The sequence below is a fragment of the Peribacillus simplex genome (assembly GCF_001578185.1).
Classification (GTDB): domain Bacteria; phylum Bacillota; class Bacilli; order Bacillales; family DSM-1321; genus Peribacillus; species Peribacillus simplex_A.
This window is the reverse complement of the sequence record NZ_CP011008.1, coordinates 293,967-316,976: the sequence shown is the minus strand read 5'-3', so window position 1 is coordinate 316,976 and position 23,010 is coordinate 293,967. Positions and strand designations below refer to the sequence as shown.

Sequence of the window (23,010 nt, the reverse complement as noted above, 5' to 3'; positions counted from 1 at the left end):
TTACTCACTAGTCATTGATGATCAGTATGGTATTTAAAACAATGCATTTCATGCAAAACCTGTATATAACGTATTAAGGAAGAATTTATCCTATACTCTCCTTGGTCGGTTTTCGCAATAAAGTAATTACTTCGTACTATCTTATCTAATACATCTTGTAGAACGTCTTCCTTCTTTACATCTGGCCCTTTTATTATTTTTTCTCGTTTAATATCATTTTCCAAGGTATAACAAACAATAAATTTCTTCAAATTAAATCCCCTTTCGAGAACCACTTCTGATTGTCTTAAGTAGGGAAACACGTCTACTTATTTGAAGCGAATAGTCTTAAAATTTCTATACTGAATAAGAATGCACAATTATCGACCAGCTTTGTCTTTCAAAGACGTTATACATGCAAATACCCATGTTGATAAAATGATGGATAACATTCCTACTATTTTTGAAAAATACCTTTGTGTACCATCTATAAATATTTCATGAATACCATAGATACAGCCTAAAAGATCAAAGCGTGCAAATTTCATTTTTTTCAGTCCATTTATATTAATTCGAAAGGAACCTTAGTAATAAGGGGGCAAAGACATTTAATCCTCGATTCCCCCTTCTATATAAAGACCAAATCTGCACTTTAGTCATTAAAAAAGCCACCAATTATGGCAGCTGGATTTTTCCCATTTATAAGCACAATCTCTTTTTCTATATATTATGTTCGTTTTACGTAATAACCTGGATAACATTCCTATCTATAGACCATAATAAGAATTATCCAAGAGACTTGGTGTTTGTCTGAATCCATCCTTGAAGCTTTTCAGGGTTGGATTTTTATTTTTTTACTTTTCTTAGCTGAATAATATTTCTCAAGAGCGACTTAAAAGAGAGCTGGATTTTCAACCCGTCTTATGGCACTAATGAATTTACATTTTTAGTAAAATAGAGTTAAATTATAACATGAGTAAATATTTTACAAGGGGAAAAATATGAAAAATTCAAAGTTTGATTACAACCTAGTTACACTTTTACTTTTGCTATTTATAACTAGTTGTATAGCTATTCACACTGCTCAAGAATTTGGTCAATACGAAGGGGATTTTTTATTTAGACAAGTAACTTGGTATTTTATAGGTTGCGGTATGATTTTAGGAGTTATGTATTTGGATTCTGAACAAATATTTCGCTTGAATTGGTTTTTTTACTCGCTTAGTTTATTTCTATTAATTGCATTAATTTTGTCGCCTGAGTCAATAGCACGAGAAATAAATGGAGCCAAAAGTTGGTTTCAAATTCCTGGGATTGGGTCTCTTCAGCCAGCTGAGTTTACTAAAATATCTTTAATAATTTGTTTAAGTTACTTAATACAAAAACATCATAATAAATATGAAGACAAAACTTTGAAAACGGATTTTTTTCTATTAATTAAGATGGGGGCTGCAACACTTCTTCCAATACTTTTAATTATGAAACAACCAGATTTAGGTACATCTTTAGTATTAATGTGTATTTTTATAGGGATATTATTTGTTTCAGGAATATCATGGAGAATAATTGGTGGTATTTTTATTATTGGAGGATCAATTGTGAGTGGAATTTTGTACTTAGTTTTTCTTCACCCTGAAATTCTCCGTTTAATGGGGATAAAAATATTTCAATTAGGAAGGATTTATGCTTGGATTGATCCAGAATCTTATAAATCAGGAGAGGGCTTTAACTTAATCAAAGCCTTGCTTGCCATAGGATCAGGTGGAGTTTCTGGTTATAAAGGAAGCGGGGTATACGTTCCTGAAGCACACACAGATTTTATATTTAGCGTTATTGCTTCTAAATATGGTTTCCTAGGATCTAGTATTTTAATAACAATTTATTTCTTCCTTATTTCGGGCATGGTGAAGTTAGCGTTAGATGTCAAAAATAGTTTTGAATCTTACCTATGTGTAGGTGTGGTTTCAATGATTTTTTTCCATATTTTCGAGAATATTGGAATGAACATAGGTTTACTACCTATAACAGGGATACCCTTACCTTTTATAAGTTACGGAGGCAGCTCATTAATGGGGAATATGTTAGCAATAGGATTAATTTTTTCAATAAGCTATCGAAAAAGAGCATTTATGTTTGGCTAATTTGAAATAACAATATTTTTTAAAAAAGTGAAGTTATCAAAAGAAACCTACTAAAAAGAGGCCATTTATTTGTTATGAATTATTAAAGACACTAAATGACTTTAATACATTGTCGGTTTCTTCTTCTGTAATCCCAATATAGCGCAGGGTAACGGATAGATGCGAATGATGAAGGATTCGTTGCAACATGGCAATAGCCTTCATGACCTTGTAAAACCAATAGCCACACGTTTTCGGTAAGTATGATTGCTGACATGCTCTACGCCAGCGAACTCTGGAGTCTTATTTAACTGCCGTTAGGCGAGAGTAAAACATTCTTAATCAACTAAACGGGTGCGTTAGCTGAAGATTGGAGCTATCTTTAAGGCAGCTCTTTTTTATGCAAAAAGGGGCTACAAGTATTGATAATTTCATATAATATCCACCTTTTTTCTACTTCCATCTATTATAACTAAGGCAAGGAAATCTTTGCTAATTTATAAAAGTGTAGCTCTGAAACAAAGTTTGATCAAATTAATCCAAGAAACCTGATAAATGAATAAATAGAAAGGGCATGTTTTGAAAAAAGATTAATCAAAACATGCCCTTATACTATTTAATTGGATTATTCTTTTATATAAGTTGATCATTTTTTGTGTTCCATAATGGAGCAATTACAAACTATCTGGTAAGTAATGGTTATGCAAATTCTACTTTTTTATCAGCAAAAACAAATCGCCTTTAGAAGCTTCTAATTTTGTCGATATCAACTCAGAATTTGTAGATATTTCTCGGGAAATTGTTGAAATTTGAAAATGGTTATTCCGAATAGTTGGAACAAAGGAATTTCCACTTTTGATTTGGTTGCCTTAGGTTTAAATAGTCGAAAATTTATACTTGAAAATCGTATAGGTGATAAAAAAAGGGAATGAAACCTTTTTCTTATTGCAGTAATGTTTCGTAATGGGTTTTTTGTTGTTCAGTTTTAAGCTGTGACATATCGTTATCGTTTGTCAGTTAGAGGTTCATTTTACGCGTAGCTGCGAGTTCATTGGTTAATAACAATAAGATCTCTTTTAATTGAATAAGAACATGGGTTAAATATATTTTCATATGTATCGGGTATCGCTATCTCTTTTAAAAGCCTAATTTTGTCGATATCAACTCAGAATTTGTAGATATTTCTCGGGAAATTGTTGAAATTTGAAAATGGTGATACCGAATAGTTGGAACAAAGGAATTTCCACTTTTGATTTGCTTCCATAATGTTTTTTTGTTGTTCAGATTTATGCTGTGACATATCGTTTGTCAGTTAGAGGTTCATTTCACGCGTAGCTGCGAGCGAGTTCATTGGTTAAAAACATTAAGATCCCTTTTAATTGAATGAGAACATGGGTCAAATATATTTTCATATGTATCGGGTATCGCTATCTCTGTTTCATTGGTTCCTTCTAATCTTTCTATTTCTTGATCCAAGAGAAGAGTCTTTAGCTCTATCGTTTAGAGGGTTGCTCGTATCGCGTAACGCTATAAGCGTTTCGATGCCGGATTGAACGAAGATATGCCAATCGCCATCTTAACGGCTCCTATCCATTTCGCTCTAAGTTTTAAACATACCTTCGAACAGTGGATTTTGCCTCTCTATTTCTTATGCCACTTCCTTGGAAGAGGCTGCTCATTCATTCGGATGTATATCCTATCGTATATTGGACCTCCCTTTCTATTAAAGATGAAGGTTCTGTGGATTTATTTGTATGTTATATCGCCCAGCGATACGAAACACACAAAAGAACCGATCAGCCCCTTTCTTGAGGAACACTATTAAGGACATGGATCTTTCTGGAGCTGGAAACCATTGTTTTAAGCTGAGACATATCGTTTGTCAGTGGATGTTCATTTCACGCGTAGCTACGAGTTCATTGGTTAAAACAATTAAAATCTCTTTTAATCGTTTGGGATTATGGATTAAATTATCATATGTATCGGGTATCGGTATCTCTGTTTCATTAGTTTTTTCTAATCTATCTTTTTGTAGGTACACAAGGTTCTAGCCGTACCCTCTAGGGGCTTGTCCGTATCGCGTAACGCTATGACCGCTTCGATGTCGGATTGAATAAAGATAGGCAATCACCATCTTAAAAACACATATCCGTTTCGTTCTAAGTTTTGACCATACTTTTGACAGTGGGTGTTGCATCCCCATTTCTTCTTCCACTACCTTAGAAGAGATACTCGTTCATTCGGATGTATATCATGTTTTGGATATCGAACATAGCTTTTCTATTAAACCAAGTTATATCGCCCAGCGATACGAAACAGACAAAAAAAGAACCGATCAACCACTGTCTGGAGCAACTCTATTAAGGATGACTCTTTTTTTGAATGCAAGTATTCAACCGCCTCAACTCCCATTTTATCAAACATGCCTTTTTTGCTTGCCTCAAATTGTGATTTTGTTTTAGATGCATATCGCTTAAACAAATCTATAATGAATTTCAATTGAGCCTCTGTTTGCCTCTGGTAGAACTTGCGAAACATTGGTATCGCCGAGCGATTACATAGCAGGCACCAAATCCTGTAAAGTTGAAATACTCTTTCTTAATTCTGTGTTTCAGCTATGCGAATCATATATGTCACTATGCTTTTATCCATTATTATATATAAAAAAAAGATTTATCAAATGTTTCTACATCAATAATTTTGCTTCCACAAATCATTACACAGTTAGGCAAAAAAAACATGACAGTCGCCTTATTTTCTGAATATGGAGAAAAGCCCCCACCATTTTTCTGAACGTTTTTGTATCGCTTCTTCTAAACGTTTATTAAATTCATTTTGTGAACTCCAGTCTTTTTTCTGTTCGTCCCGCATATTTTGTATTTCTTTTTGTAAGATTTCGCTTTTTTGTTTTTCTTGTTGCAGCAATGTTTCGTAATGGATATTTTGTTGTTCAGTTAATTGTTCAATTTTAGTATTAGTTCTTTGCGCTGAATTTCCAATACTAGAACTTATAACATGATGATCTTGCTGGAGCCGGGAAACCTTTGTTTTAATCTCTGACATATCGCTTGTCAGTTGGACATTCATTTCACGTGTGGCTGCGAGTTCATTGACTAAAAACATTAAGACCTCTTTTAATTGATTGGGGTCGTGGGGTAAATTTTCATATGTATCGGGTATCGCTATCTCAGTTTCATTGGATCCTTCTAATCTTTCTTTTTGTTGAAATACAAGGTCTTTAGCTGTATCGTCTAGGGGCTTGTCCGTATCGCGTAGCGCTATAAGCACCCCGATGTCAGATTGAACAAAGATACGTCGATCTCCATCTTTCAAAAACTCATATCCATTCCTTTCTAAGATTTGACCATACTTTCTAACAGTGGGAGTTGCAATCCCCACTTCTTCTGCCACTTCCTTGGAAGAGAAAGCTCGTTCATTCGGTTGTATATCACGTCGCATATCGGACCTCTTTTCTATAACTAGTTGTATCTGTAGTCTACCTGACCTTAAATTTTCTGTCTAGATAAGTTTAGCCTATCCAGAAGTTGTTAGGGATACCGATAAGATTTCCTTTTCCCTTCTTCTGTTTCCCTATACGATTAGATCCTTTATTCGCTTACCTTCCTTCTCTTACATAGCAGCTATCTCCTATCTATCCTTATCCATTGTTTGTGTTACATCTGGTCGGTCTTGGCGCGTTGCCCCGTGCCAAGCAATGGGTGGGGTTGATAGAAATTCAACAATGATAAACTTCTATGCTCATACGACTGACAACATGAAAGAAAAGGCCTCCCAGCAGTTCAATAAACTGAATAAACTGATGGAAGACCTTCACTTTAAAAATATTTACATGTTGGGTGAGCATCCATTTCTAAATCCTCGTTAAACCCCTATATTTCAAGGGATTTAAGCAATTATTACATTATGCCGCCCGTATGGTGAGAGTGTGTAATATCTTTAACGATATGTGCTAAAAATGTATTATAGCAAGGCCGCCAGATCCTTAAGTGATTGTATTATCTGCAAGCTTTTCAATTCCTGTCATTTCCATCAGTTTTTTTGCTTTTTGATATACCGCATCTTTTGATACAAGAGCAGGAAACATAACATTGTCAGTTAATAACAGATTTTTCAAGAGTTTGTGAAATTTATTCATCTCAAATTCATGAACGCTTATTGAGAAATGACTGTTTCTTTTGTCACTTTCTATCACTGCCAGTTTGTGTGAAAGACTCCTGCTAAATCACGTCGTTCATAGGTATGTGCACCAAAATAATCACGTTGTGCTTGCAAAAGGTTAGCATTTGAGATGCCTTTTCGATAACTATCGTAATAAGTGAGTGAAGCGCTTAAACATGGAAACGAGATACCGGAGTTTATTCCCTCACAGACAACCTCTCGCAATCCTACCTGGTAATCCGTAACCTTTTCGGCAAAATATGGTGAGATTAATAAATTAGCCAGATTCGGCTGCTCTTGATAGGCTTCGCTAATGACGTTTAAAAATTCTGCACGAATGATGCAGCCACCACGGAAAATCAGCGCAATATCCTTTAAAGGCAAATCCCAGCCGTAAAGTTCAGAAGTCATTTTATATTGAGTAAAACCTTGCGCGTATGCACAAACTTTTCCCATATATAATGCTTGTCTAATATAGTCAATCCACTCATTTTTATCTAATTTTTGCTGATCGTTCTCAGGGCCTGTTAGAATATGTTCTGCATTGACCCGTTCTTCTTTTAAAGCGGAAATGTAACGAGCAAACAAAGACTCTGTAATAATCGATGCTGGTATTCCGTTATCAATAGCTTGCATGCTGGTCCATTTGCCTGTGCCCTTTTGTCCTGCTTTATCAAGAATCACATCGATCAAGGGTAAGCCCGTTACTTCATCTTTTTTCCTTAAAATTTCGGCAGTGATTTCGATTAAATAACTTTTCAGTTCGCCTTGATTCCATGTTTCAAAGATGCCAGCAATTTCATTAACTTCCAAATGCAGCTTTTCTCTTAAAAATGTATAGGCTTCAGCGATTAATTGCATATCTGCATACTCAATCCCGTTATGTACCATTTTCACAAAATGACCTGCTCCTTTTGGACCGATATAGGTACAGCAAGGGTCATCATTTACTTGTGCTGCGATTTTTGTCAGAATTGGAGCTACTTTTTCATAGGCGTCTTTATCTCCACCCGGCATGATCGAAGGTCCTTTTAACGCCCCGACTTCTCCACCAGAAATACCAATTCCCAAATAACTGATTCCTTTAGATTTCAATTCATCATATCTGCGTTCAGTATCTTCGTAATGGGAGTTGCCGCCGTCCATGATAATATCGCCTGATTCAAGATGAGGAAGCAATGAATTGATCACCGAGTCGATCGGCTTGCCCGCAGTCACCATTAGAAAAATCTTTCTTGGCGTTTCCAGTGACTGAACAAAGTCCTGGATTTCGTAATACGGATGGAGCGACTGACTATCCAATTCAGCCACAAGCTGATCCGTTAAATCTCTTGTGTAGTTATAGACAGCTACTTTTTCCCCCTTACTAGCCATATTTAAAGCGATATTACTGCCCATTACCCCTAAACCAATGACACCAATTGTATTGTACATTTAATTTTCTGCTCCTTCTATGTAAGAATAATAGGCAGTAAATCCCTACTATAAGTGGGGATTTACTGCCGGGAAAGGCCTATACAAATAAGCTTAGTAATAGAATAAATCCTAATCCGGCTACTGAAATGATCGTCTCAAGCAAGGTCCATGTTGCAAATGTTTCTTTCATGCTTAAACCAAAATACTCTTTAAACATCCAGAAGCCAGCATCGTTAACGTGTGAAGCGATTAAACTTCCCGCTCCTGTAGCAAGTACAACTAGAGCAAGGTTAACGTCCGTCTGACCTAACATCGGAATAACTAAACCAGCTGTCGTTAAAGCAGCTACGGTAGCAGATCCTAAGGAAATACGCAGGATTGCCGCGATGATCCAGGCAAGCAGGATTGGTGATAATGATGTTCCTTTGAATAATTCAGCTACATAGTCACCTACACCGCCGTCGATCAATACTTGCTTGAAGGCTCCGCCGCCCCCTATGATTAAGAGCATCATTCCGATATGCAAGATTGCTGAGGTACAAGATTCCATAATATCTTTCATTGGAATCTTTCTTGCTAATCCCATTGAATAGACCGCAAATAATAAAGAAAGCAACATGGAAGTACCGGCTTCACCAATAAATCGGATAGCTGCCAATAAACCATTATCTTCAAATCCCATTGTTTTTTGCATCAAAGTGATAATCGTAGCAATTGACATTAATATAACCGGAAGTAAAGCGGTAAATACACTGATTCCAAATCCAGGTGTGTCTTCAAGTTTAAAAGATTTTTGTTCTCCTAAAGAGGCAATGCTGCCTGTTTTCGTAAATGAGTCAGGTACTAATCTTTTAGCTATCTTTGTAAATACTGGTCCAGCTAAAATAACGGTTGGTACCGCAATGATGAAGCCGTACAGTAAAACCTGACCAATGTCTGCACCATATTCACCAGCGATAACGGTTGGTCCCGGGTGCGGCGGTAAGAAACCGTGAGTCACGGATAATGCCGCTACCATTGGAATACCAAGATATAATATCGAAACTTTTAATTCTCTTGAAATCGCAAATACGATTGGAATTAATAATACTAATCCCACTTCAAAAAATAACGCGATACCGATAATAAATGATGCTGCTACGACTGCCCATTGAATATTCTTTTCACCGAATTTTTTAACAAGGGTCATGGCAATGCGCTGCGCGCCGCCTGAATCTGCGATTAACTTACCCAACATCGCTCCAAGTCCAAAGATTAACGCTAAGTGACCAAGTGTTCCGCCTAATCCTGCTTCAATGGTTTTGACAATTCCATCAAGTGGCATCCCAAGTGCTAAAGCCACTCCAAACGACACAATGATTAAGGAAATAAAGGTGTTTAATTTTAAGCCCATTATTAAAATTAATAAAGCGACAATTCCTAAAGCGACAATAACTAATGGCATCGTAATTCCTCCATGTCTTTACTTTGCAGCATTTATTAAGTTTCTTTGATAATTCGCAACCTGTGTATATTCGTTTTCCAATACCCTTGATAGGTTAATAAAAATCGGCAGTAGCTGCCTATATTCTTTTACAGAATCAGCTATCGGTGTGTGCTTGTGGGTATTGCCTATCATTTCTGAAACTACTTCGAAGGACTCAATTTCCCCGGTGGCATATAACCCCAATATACAAGCACCCAGGCAGGAACTTTCGTAGCTTTCCGGAACCACGACTTCCGATTCGAAGATATCGGACATCATTTGCCGCCAAACAGCCGACCTAGCGAAGCCACCCGTAGCTTGAATTCGGGTCACGGGACCGTCCATGCATTCGGTTAAGGCTAAAAATACTGTGTATAAATTGTAAATGACTCCCTCTAGAGCCGCTCGAATCATATGTTCTTTCTTATGCGACAGTGTTAATCCGAAAAATGAACCCCGTACGTCCGGATTCCATAATGGTGCACGTTCACCTGCAAGATATGGATGGAATAACAATCCATCAGCCCCTGGTCTTACACGTTCGGCAATCTTGGTTAAAACTTCATAAGCGTCGATTCCGAGTCTTTTAGCTGTTTCTACCTCGGATGAAGCAAATTCATCGCGAATCCAGCGGAGGACCATCCCGCCATTGTTTACCGGCCCGCCAATCACCCAATGCTTTTCCGTTAAAGCATAGCAAAAGATTCTTCCTTTTTCGTCTGTTTTCGGCTCGTCAATAATCGTCCGAATCGCACCGCTTGTCCCAATCGTGACAGCGATTTCACCTTTCCGGATAGCGTTTACACCTAGATTTGAAAGAACACCATCACTTGCCCCAATGACGAAAGAGGTTTCTGGGTCAATCCCAATTTGTTTGGCTAAATCCGGATCACAGTTGTTAAAAATCTTTGTTGTTGGTACGAGCTCAGATAATTGACCACGCGTTATTCCAGCAATTCTTAAGGCTTCCTCATCCCAATCCAAGTTTTTGAGATTCATCATGCCCATCGATGAAGCAAGAGAATAATCGACAACATATTGATCAAAGAACTTTTTAAAGATATATTCTTTAATCCCGATGTACTTTTTAACATTGGTTGCAATCTCTGGGCGGTCATTCACGATCCAGGCGATCTTGGATAATGGTGACATCGGGTGTATAGGTGTTCCGGTTCGTTTGTAAACTTCATGCCCATCTAATTCAGCTTTTATTTTATGGGCCCAAGCTTCACTGCGATTATCTGCCCAAGTGATACAAGGGGTTAGCGGCTGGTCATTTTCATCCATAGCTATAACACTATGCATCGCACTGCTAAATGAAATGAATGATAGTTTTTTATCTGAATGCTGTTTCGTTATATTTGAAAAGGCTTTCAAAACAGCCTGAAAAATCTCCTCAGGGTCTTGTTCCGCCGTTGTCATATCAGGTGTGTAAAGAGGATAACCAATATTCTCTTGCTGAATGACATCTCCTTTTTTCGTAAATAATACAGCTTTTGTACTTGTTGTACCGATGTCTACGCCTAACATATAGCTAGTCATTTTCTTGTTCGACCCCTTTTGAAAGCATCTGTTGGGACATCCATAAGTCTTCAACTTTCTCTTGAACATCATCAAAATTTTTATGTAACGACTTAATCATAAGGTTTCGATCTTTTGTTTTGATCGCATCAATATAAAGTTGATGATTATTTATGATCCGTGTAAAGTCTTCATACTTTTCTTTAAAACGACTCCGCATGGATAGAAGAATCAAACTTTCCATCACAGATTTTAAATTATCCCAGATCATCAGGATGTAGGAATGATTGATGGACCGAATAATTGTTTCATGGAATATGACATCCTGATTGGAAAACTCATCAGCATCTCGGTACTTTATGGAAATTTTCATCATTTCTAATATTTTACTAAGTTCCATTACTAATTCATTCGTGTCCATTCTTACTAGCCGTTCAAATACAAACGTCTCGATGAGTAAACGCACATCATAAATTTCTGCATATTCTTTTTCTGTTAAACCAATGACAACCGCACCCATTCTTTCTAATCGGATGATATTTTCAGATGCCAGTATTTTTAACGCTTCACGAATCGGTGAGCGGCTAACACCAAAATCAGCAGCTAATTTATTTTCGGATAGGATGGTACCGCTTTCAATCATACCCGAAATAATCCGCATTCTAAGTTCGGATGTTACACGATCACCAGCTGAAGCTTTTGAAAGCCATTTTACAGGATAAAGAAATTCCTTTGATTCGACCATAAATTCACCTTCTAATAGAGTTCAAGTACACTTGTATACAAGTATTATAATCAAAAAAATTAATAATGCAAGCGCCTTTTTTTTGAATTTAACTAGATTCTCGTTAATAAAAGTCAAAGTTTATTGGGGAGTTTAGAAGGTTCTAGTGCAAAAATAATGGAATAGAAACATAGAATGTAATATCCTGTTAACTTTGGGATTAAGCAGCTACTCCGAACAACTTATGAATCCCAATTCAACCTCATTTTGTGCAGACTTTGCCTGTTGATGAGATTGATTTTTTTAAACCATACGCTTACTTCGATACCACTCAAAATATAGGTGGCTGTTCGAAATGATTTCATTCCCAACATGGGATTTTGTCTTTACTGACAACAAATAAGAAAAGGCCTCCCATCAGTAAACTGTGGGAGGCCTTCTACTTTAAAGATATTCACATGTTAGGTGAGCATTCATTTCTGAATCCTCGTTAAACCTCTTTATTAAGGGATTTAAGCGATGATTACATATCTAGGTCGCCCTCATCATACTGGGCGTCAACCTCTGGGTTATAGTAAATCAGTTACATACCCTGTTAATTTCTAAAGGAGGCATAATAACATGAATGAAACACATGTGAATTGGTTTGATGTAGGATATCAAATTACTATATTCATATACTTGGTTGCTTTAATTTCTTTCATTGTCTATTTGGTAAAAAGAAAAAAGCGTAATAAAAAATCTAACTCTTAATATCCAAGTTTAGAGATATAGTGGCTCAAGACACACTGGAAACGCCTTTAATTCGGTGAAATATAGCCAAAGTTTTTCTTTACTTCACCATCGATATCGAAATCAGGCAGTTCCCGTAAACAACCATCTCCTAATGTCCCTTCTAAAAACTCTCTGTTTTTATCATTCGAGGCCATCCAGTGATCGCATTGAGCAATGGTGGCTAGTTCTTTTAGATGGAATTGTGCTTTTGAATGAAGACAAAGGCTTTTCGTATCGATCGGTGAAGAAATTCAATCCTAGTTATTCTGATAATAACCGCTAACCACTGGTATTCAAAAAGTCCCGCAAGATTTCATTCTGCGGGACTTTTTTGTAAGATGCCTTTCTCTTATCAAGGACTATTTTTTATTTTGTGGTTCTGGAAGTATGGTAGAGATAGATAAAGGATAGAGGACATTAACACCAGGAATTAAAGATTCTAATGTCCTCTAAGGCTTAACCAAAAAGAATTTTATTATTTCCGCTAAAGTTTAAATGTAAAAGTTACAGGTGTCTTGGGGTCACCCGTTATTCCAGAATATGCCCATTTGTTGAATAAAGATCAGACAGCACTCTTCAACTAAACTGCCCCGTTAGTTGTATAAAGGAGTATCGCCAACATTTCGGAAATTTTGTACGCTAAGCAAATTCAAACATAAAAAAGTCGAATTCCCTTACGTTAAGGAACCGACTTTTTTATTTGACTTCTTCAAGTAAAGCACCCGATAGTTTAAGAAGAAATCTTTAAAGTTGGAGGTCTAAATCATTTAAAGTCCCATTCAATATTTATCTGATCTTCTCCGCCAACTCTAAAATAATTCCCTCTGGACCACGAACGTAGCATAACTTATAACTTTCTTCATATTGCTGTATCTCACTAAAGATTTCCGTGCCTTTCTTTTTCAATTTTGCAACAATAGCTTCAATATCTTCAACAGCAAAGCAAATATGTCGGATACCCAGCGTATTTGCCAAAGGTTGCTGAATATCTTTTTCATCTGACGGCGTATAAAATTTGACTAGCTCTATCCATGCCTGACCATCTGGCATCCCCAATCCTACACATGCCGTTTTAACATCATTAAGCCCAACTATTCTGTCCAACTGTTCTCCATCCAATTCCCATTCCGCTTGTACTTCAAGTCCTAAATCAAGAAAAAACGCTTTAGCCTCTGAAAGATCATTTACGTTTATACTCACATGATCTATTCTATTGATCTTCATATCTCATACCTCCTATATTCCTGTTATTTTCAATACCTGTATTCGTGTAAAGTTTGTTTGAAATTCTAATTCGCTTAAAACAGAAAATATCCTTCTTCAACAAACCTGCCCCTTTAGTTGCATAATCGAGTAGGGGGAAAATAAGTTTATTTTCGCCCTCTCACAACACCGTACGTACGGTTCGCGTATACGGCGTTTCAATTTATATCACAGTGTGTACTTTTAGATAATGTTCTAAAGCAGAGGACACAAGCGTGAGCAGATGGAATTGAAAATGAAACAACGGTTAGTATATGAGGATCAAGATTTCATTTTTGCTGAAAACATCGGTCATCCAAGGGTTATGAGCGTTTAATGAAGCATTTGGATGTAGACAAGCACATCACTCCACACAGCTTTAGACATACTTATACATCCCTTCTCATTGAAGCTGGGGCAGGTATAAAAGAGATACAAGAGATATTAGGGCATTCAGACATAAATACACCAATGATATTCCAAAGCACGGCCATATACAAAAAAGCTCGACCCAAAAGGCACATTATGTGCCATTTGGGTCAGCTCCTTTTCTCATTATTTCATCAGCTTTGCTACTGGCTTCGAAAGAAGCAATAGTACAATACCTAAACCAATTGTTACAAAACCAATTACACTGAAGATTTCCAGGTAACCTAAAGACTGCGTATATGCAGCTAATTGGCCGGCTACCATATTAGCTACCGCGGAACTTGCCAGCCATACTCCCATTAGAAGAGAGGCAAGCTTGATTGGAGCAATTTTGCTTACCATTGATAAGCCAACTGGTGAAATCATTAATTCGGCTAATGTATGAAGGAAATACGTTACAATCATGAACAGGATATTTACTTTCAGCGCTGTATCGTTTCCTGTATACATAACAGCAGGAAGCAGTACTAAGAAACCTAAACCAACAGTGACCAAACCAAGAGCCATCTTCGTTGGAGTTTTTAAGTCACCGCGTTTTGAGCTGCCAAGCTTGTACCATAAAGCAGACATGATTGGCGCTAAAATCACGATGAATAATGGGTTCAATGATTGGAACCAAGCAGTCGGAACCTCAAAACCAAATACAGTCCGATCAATTTGGTCATTAGCGTACAATGTCAATGAACTTCCTGCCTGCTCGAAAGCGGCCCAGAACGCAATAACGAAGACTGCCAAAATCACGATTGCCGCTGTACGTTTTTGTTCTCTTTTCGTTAACGGTGCAGCTGATTTTTGACCAGCTGTAACTTCCGGTTTACCAGTAGGTTCTTTACCGATATCGCCTAAATAACGATTGCCTAATAAGTTGAAAACTAACTGCCCTACAATCATGCCAATTGCTGCTGTCAGGAATCCATATTTATAGCTCATAAGTCCAACTATTAATGGTGCGAAGAAAGCCCCAACGTTAATACCCATATAGAAGATGGTGAAAGCTCCATCACGACGCGGATCGTTGTCTTCATAAAGATCACCAACAATTGTCGAGATGTTTGGCTTGAAGAAACCATTACCGATAATCAATAAACCAAGACCAATGTAAAGCGCCGTCAAACTCTGACTTGCGAATAGCGAAAAGTTACCAAGCGCCATTAAAATGCCACCAATCGTAATCGCCAATCTTCTGCCTATGAAACGGTCAGTTAAGTATCCGCCAATCATTGGCGTAATATAAACGGCACCAGTAAAGAATCCGTATATGCCCATAGCCGTAGATTTGTCGACTCCAAGCCCGCCGTTTACAACAGTTGCCGTTAAGTAAAGAACAAGGATTGCTCTCATTCCGTAATAACTGAAGCGCTCCCATGCCTCAGTCGCGAACAGCATATACAATCCAAGAGGATGCTTTTTCCTGGACGGGTTTGGCTGCTGAACTTCTTCTTTTAATAGTGCTTGCATAATAAAGTCCTCCTCAATATGGTTAACCACCAATCGCTACATTCCCAAAATAATTACATGGTCTTTATTTTAATAGACAATTGATTGGTACGATGATGGCCACGCATGCCATCCAACCCATTATCAGTAAGCGTTTACATTTTTAACCTTCGCTCTGGTGCAAAAAGAATCTGATAGCAAAATCTACATGAGCATTAACTTATAAATTCATTCATTTAACTTGAAGACATTCAATGAATGAATTTATATTTTAAAGAATCTTTAGTGTTGTAAAATAATTTTATATTATCAGAAAATATAAAAATACAGAAAAAAAAGAAAAAAAGTCTTATAGCATTAATGGTCTGTGCAGCAACAGAGGTCCCCATCATAATAAAAAAACTGCCTAGTATTAAGGCAGTTTCTTAGTCAATCCATTGATATAAATTTTTCGGTCTTCCTATTTTTTGATAACTCACAATAATTTCCACTTTTCCTTCATCAAGTAAATGCATAATATAGCGATAGACGGTCGGATAAGCCAAACCAACTTCCTTAGAAATTGTATCAACAGAAAAAGGTTCACGATTAGAATGCAGAAAATCACTAATGTGACAAAGTGTTCTCTTACTAATTCCCTTTGTTACAAATACATCCTTTTCTTCACTGAATTTTTGCTGCGGAGCTGATTGGGTTAATTTTGCTAGGCGGGCATGCAGTTGAATTCTTGAAATCAAATCAGGCGCTTTTACAGGCTTTAAGGCAAAATCAGTTGCGCCTGCTTCAAGAAAGCGATCAGCAATTTCCTGTCGTTCATCGACTGTCAATACAAGAATCGGAACATCGGCATTAAGGGTACGGAGCTCACCCACCGTTTTTATTCCGTCCATTTCCGGCATATGATAATCAACTAAAACAACATCTGCTCCTTTTTCTGCAAACACATTTAACCCTTCTTTTCCGTTGTTAGCCGTATCTACATTCCAGCCGGCAAATTCACAAATTTCACTTAGCATATATTGAATTGATGCATCATCATCAATGACTAAAATGTTCATCTTGACACACTCCTCTCGGCTAGTTTAATCCAAATTGTTGTCCCGTGTCCAAGCTTGCTGTCAATTTCTAAAGATGCACCATGCCCTTTAGCAACTTGTCGTACGAAAGCTAATCCCATCCCTGGATGCGATTTTGTACTGAACCCAGCTTTCCATATTTTCTCCTGCTCTTTAGGTGTAATCCCTATCCCATTATCTGATACGCCCAACCAAAGTTCATTTTCATAGGTTTTTATCTTAAGCAAAATCTTACCATCTTCTATTCCATTCACTGCATCGTAAGCATTGTCAATTAAGTTCACTAATGCCCTTGTCATTCGGATTTTATTAATTAAAATTTTAATTTCGGGATCTGTTTGAAAGTCTACTTTCAAATTAAGATTTGTCCCGCTCAGTCTGCTTGCTTTGACGTATCCAACTAAATCTTTTATACGGCACCAATGTTTTTTATCATCATATAAAATCTCAGAAATCATGTCGCTAACGGAATGAATCGATGATGAAATCTTTTGACAATACTCTTTAATTTTAGAATCGTCCACCTTCAAACTAATTAAAGAATTTAGCCCCTCAATTGCTGTGAGAGGCGTTTTTAAATCATGGACCAGATAGAGCGCTTCCCGTCCTGACCTAGACTGCATCGCTTCTAATTGCGCATAATGAAGCTCTTGCTTTATCCGCCACTTTTGTTCAGCTAATGAAAAATACACAGCTAAAATAACAGCATTAATAACAAAAATTAAACACAAAGTTAAACTGTACAATGTTAAAGATTGCTCAAATCCAACTTGAACTGCTATATCTTTTAATTCCATTGAAAGCGACCCTTGGCCAAATCCATATTGGGATAAAGAAGGAATCTCATTCAGCCATTCAATCCCAAAGATTAATTGAGAACAAATAATTGATTTAATAATTGGCTTTAGCCTATCCTTTTCAAAGGCTTGCAATAATAAGATTGCGAACAACAATAACAACGCATAGGCGCTAAATGAGTATGTTAATGAATAATAAGCATTTATCACGATATAGTCGAGAGGAATAACAATAAGAGGAATGATGATTTTTAACCATGGACGGTTTAAACGAGCACCGATTTCGTCTCCCAACAGCAGTGCACCAATATAATGAAACAAAGCTAAAACTGTATTTAAAGAAATTAACAAAAAAACGGCAAGCATTAGCTTATTTCCCGTTTCTTCACCTTCTCTTAAAGAAATAAGCAAATCAGTAAGGCCAATTTCGTCAGGACCCAACCACGACAGTAAGAATACCCCGAATAAAATTACTCCAATTTTTATCCATATTGTCCAAGACTTCATAAGACTAGCTATCATAATCATTTCACCTTTAATTGCTTATAGAATAGAATGATGACCATTCTTTCATTTCAGATTTATTTTAAGTTCATGTATACCCTTCCATTATACGCAATTCATCGTAATTATGAAAATTACAAAAAATGGGTTCTGGTAAAAAATCCGAACATCCTGCAAGTATTCTCTTTAGAAGCATTATGTACTTGAAATTATTATTCACACAGTAAGGTGGTTCCTACTGTACAACTTGCGTTTTCATGATTTTATGAAAATCATGGAGGAACGATGCTTATCCATAGCTCTACTGCGTGGGTCCTTCAATATGCTCCTGAGTTGGATAAGAAAGTCCGTTCTATGCTAGGATTAAAAATATTTCGAATAGCCAAACAGATATCTAAAGTGGAGATGAACTGTTGGGCTGAAAAAAGGATCACTTCAACAAGGGGTGAAGTCTGTCCAATGCGAGATTGAATACATAGTAGCATCATGATTCATAGATGAAAAGAATATTAGAGCTCTATGTTTTAAACAAGTCATTAGTGCAAAAACAGCCTGCAATACGGTTACAACTTCTTATTAGGAAGTTACCGCATATACCAATAAGGAAATTACGCAGCAATCGTTTAGCACGCATAGTTACTGAAAAAACAATTAGGGCATACAGTCTCAATTAACGATGTATGCTCACATGACTGACAACAAAGAAAAAGGCCCCCCACAGTAAACTGTGGGAGGCCTTCAACTTTAAAGATATTCACATGTTTGGTGAGCATCCACTCTGAATCCTCGTTAAACCCCTATATTAAGGGATTTAAGCGATGATTACATCATGCCGCCCATTCCGCCCATGCCGCCCATATCAGGCATGCCCATTCCGCCAGCACCAGCAGGTTCTGGTTTGTCAGCTACAACAGCTTCTGTTGTTAAGAACATGGCTGCTACAGAACCAGCGTTTTGTAGAGCTGAACGAGTTACTTTTGTAGGATCGACGATACCAGATTCGATCATGTTCACCCATTGTCCAGTAGCTGCATTGAAGCCAGTACCAACTGCTTCGCCTTTAAGGCGCTCTACGATTACAGAGCCTTCAAGTCCAGCATTGTGAGCGATTTGACGAACAGGCTCTTCGATAGCACGAAGAACGATTTTCACGCCTGTTGCTACGTCGCCTTCCGCTTGAATTTCAGCGATTTTATTGTATACGTTAAGAAGTGCTGTACCACCACCGGCTACGATACCTTCTTCAACAGCGGCACGAGTGGAGTTCAATGCATCTTCAATACGAAGTTTACGTTCTTTTAATTCCGTTTCAGTAGCTGCACCGACTTTGATCACGGCTACACCGCCAGCTAATTTAGCAAGGCGCTCTTGTAATTTTTCACGGTCGAATTCAGAAGTTGTTTCTTCTAATTGAACACGGATTTGGTTTACACGAGCTTGAATTTGAGCTGTATCTCCAGAACCTTCAACGATTGTTGTATTTTCTTTTGTAACAACCACTTTAGAAGCACGTCCTAAAGATTCGATTGTTGCAGATTTAAGATCAAGTCCGATTTCTTCAGTGATTACTTCGCCGCCTGTAAGAGCTGCGATGTCTTCAAGCATTGCTTTACGACGGTCACCGAATCCAGGAGCTTTAACCGCAACTGCATTGAATGTTCCACGAAGTTTGTTCACAACAAGAGTTGCAAGCGCTTCGCCTTCTACATCTTCAGCAATCAATAATAGTGGTTTCCCTTGTTGAACAACTTGCTCAAGTACAGGAAGGATTTCTTGGATATTCGTTACTTTTTTATCCGTGATTAAGATATATGGATTGTCTAAAACAGCTTCCATTTTATCTGAATCTGTAACCATATAAGGAGAAGCATATCCACGGTCGAACTGCATACCTTCTACAACGTCCAATTCAGTTGTGAAACCTTTAGACTCTTCGATAGTGATGACGCCGTCGTTACCAACACGTTCCATAGCTTCAGCAATCAGTTGGCCCACTTCTTCATCAGCTGAAGAGATAGCAGCAACTTGTGCAATCGATTCTTTGTTTTCAACAGGTTGAGAAATAGCTTTTAATTCTGCAATTGCAGTATTAACCGCTTTTTCGATCCCTTTACGGATACCCATTGGGTTTGCACCAGCTGTTACGTTTTTAAGACCTTCACGAATCATCGCTTGCGCTAGAACCGTTGCAGTAGTTGTACCGTCACCAGCTACGTCGTTTGTTTTGCTCGCTACTTCAGCAACCAATTTCGCACCCATGTTTTCGAATGCATCTTCCAATTCAATTTCTTTAGCGATCGTCACACCGTCATTTGTGATAAGCGGTGAACCGAATTTTTTCTCAAGAACCACGTTACGACCTTTTGGTCCAAGCGTTACTTTAACTGCATCTGCAAGTGCGTCCACACCACGAAGCATGGAGCGGCGAGCTTCTTCACTAAATTTAATTTCTTTAGCCATTTATAAGTACCTCCCTAAAATTTTAAGAAAATTTTCGTTCAGTTAAGTATGATGTATAATTAGCCGATAACAGCTAGAATGTCGCTTTCACGTAAAATTAAGTATTCAGTATCTTCGTATTTAACTTCAGTACCTGCATATTTTGAGAAGATAATTAGATCGCCTTGGGCAACCTCTAAAGCAACACGTTCGCCATTTTCAAGGACACGGCCAGTACCAACAGCTACTACCTTACCTTCTTGTGGCTTTTCTTTTGCAGTATCAGGAAGAACAATACCGCTTGCAGTCTTTTCTTCAGATTGAACTAGTTCAATAATAACGCGATCACCTAATGGTTTTAACAAGTGAAACAACCTCCTCATATTCTCTTGATAATTTGTTTCATGATTATTAGCACTCTTCACCATCGAGTGCTAACACATTTATAATATTAAATAAACCGGGCCTTTTTTGCAAGTATCTTATCGAAAATTTTTTATTAATTTCTGATAAATTTCGGGTATACTACTTTAGCATAATGATTCTTTTAACAAAGGTGCTAAAATGTTTTGTTAGGGGTACCTTTAAGTGGTGTTCTGTCTCATTATTTGATACCATTTTGGAGTATGCGTTTATAGATTGTCCCCATATCAGGAACGTTCTAAGCGGAATGGGTGACTAAATAAAAGGAGTTTTCATTTTTGAAAAAAGAATATTGGTTCGTCATCATCACCTACATTTCCATGCAATTATCCAGTATTGTTGGGGTACCTCTTTTCATGCTGATCGGGTCTTCAACTGGAATGACTGCTGATGAACTCCAGGTGAAGTCTGCAGCATACTGGATCGTATTCAGCTTTTTCGTTGCTCTATCCTTGATCCTGTTTTTAATGAGAAAAGATATGAAGGAAAAAATGGACAGAAGCACTCCAGCTTCCATTCCCACGTCCATATTATGGGCAGTTGCCGGAGTGTTCCTCGCTCTTTTTGCGCAAAGCATTGCTGGGTACATTGAACAGATGCTTGGGGTGGAGCCTGAATCTGAAAATACACAGCAGCTCATTTCACTCATTTACCAAGTTCCCATAGTCATTTTCGTCACTTCAGTTATTGGACCTATATTGGAAGAAATCATTTTTCGGAAAATCATTTTCGGATCACTTCATAAACGCTTTAACTTCTTTATTTCTGCTTTACTCAGTTCAGTTATTTTTGGCTTGGCGCATGGTGAATTGGAACATCTTCTTTTATATTCGGCAATGGGTTTTACCTTTGCTTTTCTTTATGCGAAAACGGGCCGCATCCTCGTTTCCATGAGCGCACATATTGCGATGAATACGCTTGTTATCATCTTTCAAGTTGTAAATCGGGATGATATTGAGAAGATGCTAGATACTGCACAGGCCTTCATCGGAGGTTTATTATGAAACGTCAATCACCATTATTCATGGGTATCATTTATGCAGGCTTAGGAGCTCTTTTTACCGCTATCGCGATTCAAACCGTCAGTTCTTCCGGATGGGGAATCTTTGCCTACATACTTGTACTAATTGCGACTTTAGACTTTGGATCGGGATTACGCATGATCATGCTTCACTTTAAGATTAAAGCCGCCCAAAAAAATAAGAAAAAATAAAAAAACGCTGCGAAGATGCAGCGTTTTTTTCATTCCTCCAATGCAGCTTCTTCCACCACAGGATAATGTTTCAGAAAGTAGATGAGTGACTGAAGCTCCACGGCCAGGTCAATGTGGTGAACCCTTATGGATGGGGGTACCGTCAGCCGTGCAGGTGTGAAATTCAATATTCCTTTTATATCAGCTTTGACTAGACGATCGGTTATCGTCTGTGCTACCTGAGCAGGCACTGTCAAAATAGCCGCAGTAATATTATTTTCCTGCAATAGTGTATCGATTTGATCCATATGATAGATTGGCACATCAGCTATTTGCTTGCCGACCTTATCTTCAGAAACTTCAAATGCCATTTCAATCTTCGTATTATTATTTTTAATGAAATTGTAATTTAAAAAAGCAGTCCCTAAATTCCCCACTCCGATTAAAGCGACTTTTGTCAGTTCATCTTGATCTAGTGTTTTTCTAAAGAAGGATAATAAATAATTGACATTGTAGCCGTAGCCTTTTTTTCCAAGCGCTCCAAAGTAGGAAAAATCACGGCGAATGGTCGCAGAATCCACCTTTACAGCTTCGCTTAGCTCTGCCGAGGAAACTCTTTGTTTGCCTGAGGAATGTAAGTTCTTTAAAAATCGATAATACAATGGCAACCTTTTGGCTGTTGCCTGCGGTATCTTTGGGTCATGGTTCATAATTCTTCCCCGCCTTCACACATGCTTTTCAACTTAATCTCTATCTGTTTGAATTACTTGTCTTTTATAATCGTTACTAGACACTCCGCCTGTTTTCTCCACTAAGAATGTAGGCCCGATTACCATTCCCTTATCAAGGGCCTTACACATGTCATAAATAGTCAAGGCAGTCACGGATGCAGCTGTTAACGCTTCCATTTCCACACCTGTACTCCCTTTTGTCTTAGCTTCCGTTTCAATCCTAAGCCTATATCCTTCATCTTCTTTTTCCCATTCAAAGGCTATGTTGACCCCTTGCAGAGCAATAGGGTGGCACATTGGAATTATATTGGATGTATTTTTGCTGGCCATGATTCCTGCAACCTGTGCAACGGCCAGTACATCACCTTTTTTCATTTTCTGGTTCGTGACCAACTCATATATTTCATCGTTCAATAAAATACTCGATTGAGCTATTGCCGTCCGGGATGTCTCAGGCTTAGCAGTCACATCAACCATCTTAGCCCGGCCTTGTTCATTAAAATGCGTTAAGTCTCCCATTTAAGTAACCCCTCCTAAATCATACACTATTATTCCACTTTAT

The 23,010-nt window shown here is 37.7% G+C and carries 20 protein-coding genes and 2 pseudogenes; 6 read left to right on the top strand and 16 right to left on the bottom strand.

The features are described 5' to 3' along the window. Positions 1–11 precede the first annotated feature (11 nt). Complete coding sequence (locus UP17_RS01635) at positions 12–251, bottom strand: hypothetical protein (RefSeq protein ID WP_061461216.1); 240 nt, start codon at positions 249–251, stop codon at positions 12–14. Positions 252–980: 729 nt separating this feature from the next. Here UP17_RS01635 and UP17_RS01630 point away from each other — a divergent pair. Next, on the top strand, positions 981–2,120 hold the full coding sequence (locus UP17_RS01630) for an FtsW/RodA/SpoVE family cell cycle protein (RefSeq protein ID WP_061461215.1): 1,140 nt from the start codon (positions 981–983) through the stop codon (positions 2,118–2,120). A 2,730-nt stretch (positions 2,121–4,850) separates the two neighbouring features. Here the strand turns inward: UP17_RS01630 and UP17_RS01620 are convergent. From UP17_RS01620 to UP17_RS29670, 6 genes and pseudogenes are all read right to left on the bottom strand, one after another. Beyond that, the gene (locus UP17_RS01620; RefSeq protein WP_061461213.1) at positions 4,851–5,558 is read right to left on the bottom strand and encodes an SH3 domain-containing protein; all 708 of its coding nucleotides are present in this window, start codon (positions 5,556–5,558) and stop codon (positions 4,851–4,853) included. A gap of 750 nt (positions 5,559–6,308) precedes the next feature. After that, on the bottom strand, positions 6,309–7,712 hold the full coding sequence (gene gnd / locus UP17_RS01610) for a decarboxylating NADP(+)-dependent phosphogluconate dehydrogenase (protein ID WP_061461211.1): 1,404 nt from the start codon (positions 7,710–7,712) through the stop codon (positions 6,309–6,311). A gap of 79 nt (positions 7,713–7,791) precedes the next feature. Then, positions 7,792–9,138: a GntP family permease gene (locus UP17_RS01605; protein ID WP_061461210.1), complete on the bottom strand. Its 1,347-nt coding sequence runs from the start codon at positions 9,136–9,138 to the stop codon at positions 7,792–7,794. 18 nt (positions 9,139–9,156) lie between these two features. Further along, positions 9,157–10,701: a gluconokinase gene (gene gntK / locus UP17_RS01600; protein ID WP_061461209.1), complete on the bottom strand. Its 1,545-nt coding sequence runs from the start codon at positions 10,699–10,701 to the stop codon at positions 9,157–9,159. Continuing rightward, on the bottom strand, positions 10,694–11,425 hold the full coding sequence (locus UP17_RS01595) for a GntR family transcriptional regulator (RefSeq protein WP_061461208.1): 732 nt from the start codon (positions 11,423–11,425) through the stop codon (positions 10,694–10,696). Before UP17_RS01595 ends, gntK begins: the two co-directional genes overlap by 8 nt. A 199-nt stretch (positions 11,426–11,624) precedes the next feature. After that, a pseudogene (locus tag UP17_RS29670) lies at positions 11,625–11,790 on the bottom strand (IS6 family transposase); the annotation flags it as partial. Positions 11,791–12,025: 235 nt separating this feature from the next. Between UP17_RS29670 and UP17_RS29125 the strand changes: the two are divergent. Then, positions 12,026–12,157, top strand: a complete 132-nt coding sequence (locus UP17_RS29125; RefSeq protein ID WP_284149551.1) for a hypothetical protein — start codon at positions 12,026–12,028, stop codon at positions 12,155–12,157. 47 nt (positions 12,158–12,204) lie between these two features. On the opposite strand, the gene UP17_RS29120 is transcribed toward UP17_RS29125, so the two are convergent. Together UP17_RS29120 and UP17_RS01590 are read right to left on the bottom strand one after the other, a co-directional pair. Further along, on the bottom strand, positions 12,205–12,333 hold the full coding sequence (locus UP17_RS29120; protein WP_284149550.1) for a hypothetical protein: 129 nt from the start codon (positions 12,331–12,333) through the stop codon (positions 12,205–12,207). A gap of 631 nt (positions 12,334–12,964) precedes the next feature. Further along, positions 12,965–13,402, bottom strand: coding sequence for a VOC family protein (locus tag UP17_RS01590; protein WP_061461207.1), 438 nt, complete (start codon positions 13,400–13,402; stop codon positions 12,965–12,967). Between the two features lie 354 nt (positions 13,403–13,756). On the opposite strand from UP17_RS01590, the gene UP17_RS25905 reads away from it, so the two are divergent. Continuing rightward, positions 13,757–14,017 (top strand): tyrosine-type recombinase/integrase, encoded by a 261-nt coding sequence (locus UP17_RS25905; RefSeq protein ID WP_081108666.1) that lies wholly within the window; start codon positions 13,757–13,759, stop codon positions 14,015–14,017. On the opposite strand, the gene UP17_RS01585 is transcribed toward UP17_RS25905, so the two are convergent. The 3 genes from UP17_RS01585 to UP17_RS01575 form a co-directional block, all read right to left on the bottom strand. Beyond that, entirely contained in the window at positions 13,976–15,307 is a 1,332-nt protein-coding gene (locus UP17_RS01585; protein WP_061461206.1) for a peptide MFS transporter, read from the bottom strand. The two genes, UP17_RS25905 and UP17_RS01585, sit on opposite strands and share 42 nt — an antisense overlap. 404 nt (positions 15,308–15,711) lie before the next feature. Then, the gene (locus UP17_RS01580) at positions 15,712–16,344 is read right to left on the bottom strand and encodes a response regulator (RefSeq protein WP_061461205.1); all 633 of its coding nucleotides are present in this window, start codon (positions 16,342–16,344) and stop codon (positions 15,712–15,714) included. After that, complete coding sequence (locus tag UP17_RS01575) at positions 16,341–17,681, bottom strand: sensor histidine kinase (protein WP_250211737.1); 1,341 nt, start codon at positions 17,679–17,681, stop codon at positions 16,341–16,343. The genes UP17_RS01580 and UP17_RS01575 overlap by 4 nt, the downstream gene beginning before the upstream one ends. Before the next feature lie 190 nt (positions 17,682–17,871). On the opposite strand from UP17_RS01575, the pseudogene UP17_RS28505 reads away from it, so the two are divergent. Further along, positions 17,872–18,023: pseudogene (locus UP17_RS28505) on the top strand (IS6 family transposase); the annotation flags it as partial. Positions 18,024–18,485: 462 nt separating this feature from the next. Here the strand turns inward: UP17_RS28505 and groL are convergent. Both groL and groES read right to left on the bottom strand, forming a co-directional pair. Then, a complete protein-coding gene (gene groL / locus UP17_RS01565; protein WP_061461203.1) occupies positions 18,486–20,123 on the bottom strand; it encodes a chaperonin GroEL in 1,638 nt (545 codons plus the stop codon). Between the two features lie 59 nt (positions 20,124–20,182). Then, positions 20,183–20,467 (bottom strand): co-chaperone GroES, encoded by a 285-nt coding sequence (groES, locus tag UP17_RS01560; RefSeq protein ID WP_053348954.1) that lies wholly within the window; start codon positions 20,465–20,467, stop codon positions 20,183–20,185. 336 nt (positions 20,468–20,803) lie between these two features. Between groES and UP17_RS01555 the strand changes: the two genes are divergently transcribed. Together UP17_RS01555 and UP17_RS01550 are read left to right on the top strand one after the other, a co-directional pair. Then, positions 20,804–21,529, top strand: a complete 726-nt coding sequence (locus UP17_RS01555; RefSeq protein WP_061461202.1) for a CPBP family intramembrane glutamic endopeptidase — start codon at positions 20,804–20,806, stop codon at positions 21,527–21,529. After that, positions 21,526–21,738 (top strand): YdiK family protein, encoded by a 213-nt coding sequence (locus tag UP17_RS01550; RefSeq protein WP_061461201.1) that lies wholly within the window; start codon positions 21,526–21,528, stop codon positions 21,736–21,738. Before UP17_RS01555 ends, UP17_RS01550 begins: the two co-directional genes overlap by 4 nt. Positions 21,739–21,767: 29 nt before the next feature. On the opposite strand, the gene UP17_RS01545 is transcribed toward UP17_RS01550, so the two are convergent. Both UP17_RS01545 and moaC read right to left on the bottom strand, forming a co-directional pair. Next, the gene (locus UP17_RS01545; RefSeq protein ID WP_061461200.1) at positions 21,768–22,427 is read right to left on the bottom strand and encodes a redox-sensing transcriptional repressor Rex; all 660 of its coding nucleotides are present in this window, start codon (positions 22,425–22,427) and stop codon (positions 21,768–21,770) included. 33 nt (positions 22,428–22,460) lie between these two features. Then, positions 22,461–22,967, bottom strand: coding sequence for a cyclic pyranopterin monophosphate synthase MoaC (gene moaC, locus UP17_RS01540; protein WP_061461199.1), 507 nt, complete (start codon positions 22,965–22,967; stop codon positions 22,461–22,463). Positions 22,968–23,010: the final 43 nt, after the last annotated feature.

Excerpts from the sequence above, each read along its gene's own strand:
- UP17_RS01630 (WP_061461215.1), top strand. The coding sequence starts at position 981 with ATGAAAAATTCAAAGTTTGATTACAACCTAGTTACACTTTTACTTTTG.
- UP17_RS01620 (WP_061461213.1), bottom strand. The coding sequence starts at position 5,558 with ATGCGACGTGATATACAACCGAATGAACGAGCTTTCTCTTCCAAGGAA.
- gnd (WP_061461211.1), bottom strand. The coding sequence starts at position 7,712 with ATGTACAATACAATTGGTGTCATTGGTTTAGGGGTAATGGGCAGTAAT.
- UP17_RS01605 (WP_061461210.1), bottom strand. The coding sequence starts at position 9,138 with ATGCCATTAGTTATTGTCGCTTTAGGAATTGTCGCTTTATTAATTTTA.
- gntK (WP_061461209.1), bottom strand. The coding sequence starts at position 10,701 with ATGACTAGCTATATGTTAGGCGTAGACATCGGTACAACAAGTACAAAA.
- UP17_RS01595 (WP_061461208.1), bottom strand. The coding sequence starts at position 11,425 with ATGGTCGAATCAAAGGAATTTCTTTATCCTGTAAAATGGCTTTCAAAA.
- UP17_RS29125 (WP_284149551.1), top strand. The coding sequence starts at position 12,026 with ATGAATGAAACACATGTGAATTGGTTTGATGTAGGATATCAAATTACT.
- UP17_RS29120 (WP_284149550.1), bottom strand. The coding sequence starts at position 12,333 with ATGGCCTCGAATGATAAAAACAGAGAGTTTTTAGAAGGGACATTAGGA.
- UP17_RS01590 (WP_061461207.1), bottom strand. The coding sequence starts at position 13,402 with ATGAAGATCAATAGAATAGATCATGTGAGTATAAACGTAAATGATCTT.
- UP17_RS25905 (WP_081108666.1), top strand. The coding sequence starts at position 13,757 with ATGAAGCATTTGGATGTAGACAAGCACATCACTCCACACAGCTTTAGA.
- UP17_RS01585 (WP_061461206.1), bottom strand. The coding sequence starts at position 15,307 with ATGCAAGCACTATTAAAAGAAGAAGTTCAGCAGCCAAACCCGTCCAGG.
- UP17_RS01580 (WP_061461205.1), bottom strand. The coding sequence starts at position 16,344 with ATGAACATTTTAGTCATTGATGATGATGCATCAATTCAATATATGCTA.
- UP17_RS01575 (WP_250211737.1), bottom strand. The coding sequence starts at position 17,681 with ATGATAGCTAGTCTTATGAAGTCTTGGACAATATGGATAAAAATTGGA.
- groL (WP_061461203.1), bottom strand. The coding sequence starts at position 20,123 with ATGGCTAAAGAAATTAAATTTAGTGAAGAAGCTCGCCGCTCCATGCTT.
- UP17_RS01550 (WP_061461201.1), top strand. The coding sequence starts at position 21,526 with ATGAAACGTCAATCACCATTATTCATGGGTATCATTTATGCAGGCTTA.
- UP17_RS01545 (WP_061461200.1), bottom strand. The coding sequence starts at position 22,427 with ATGAACCATGACCCAAAGATACCGCAGGCAACAGCCAAAAGGTTGCCA.
- moaC (WP_061461199.1), bottom strand. The coding sequence starts at position 22,967 with ATGGGAGACTTAACGCATTTTAATGAACAAGGCCGGGCTAAGATGGTT.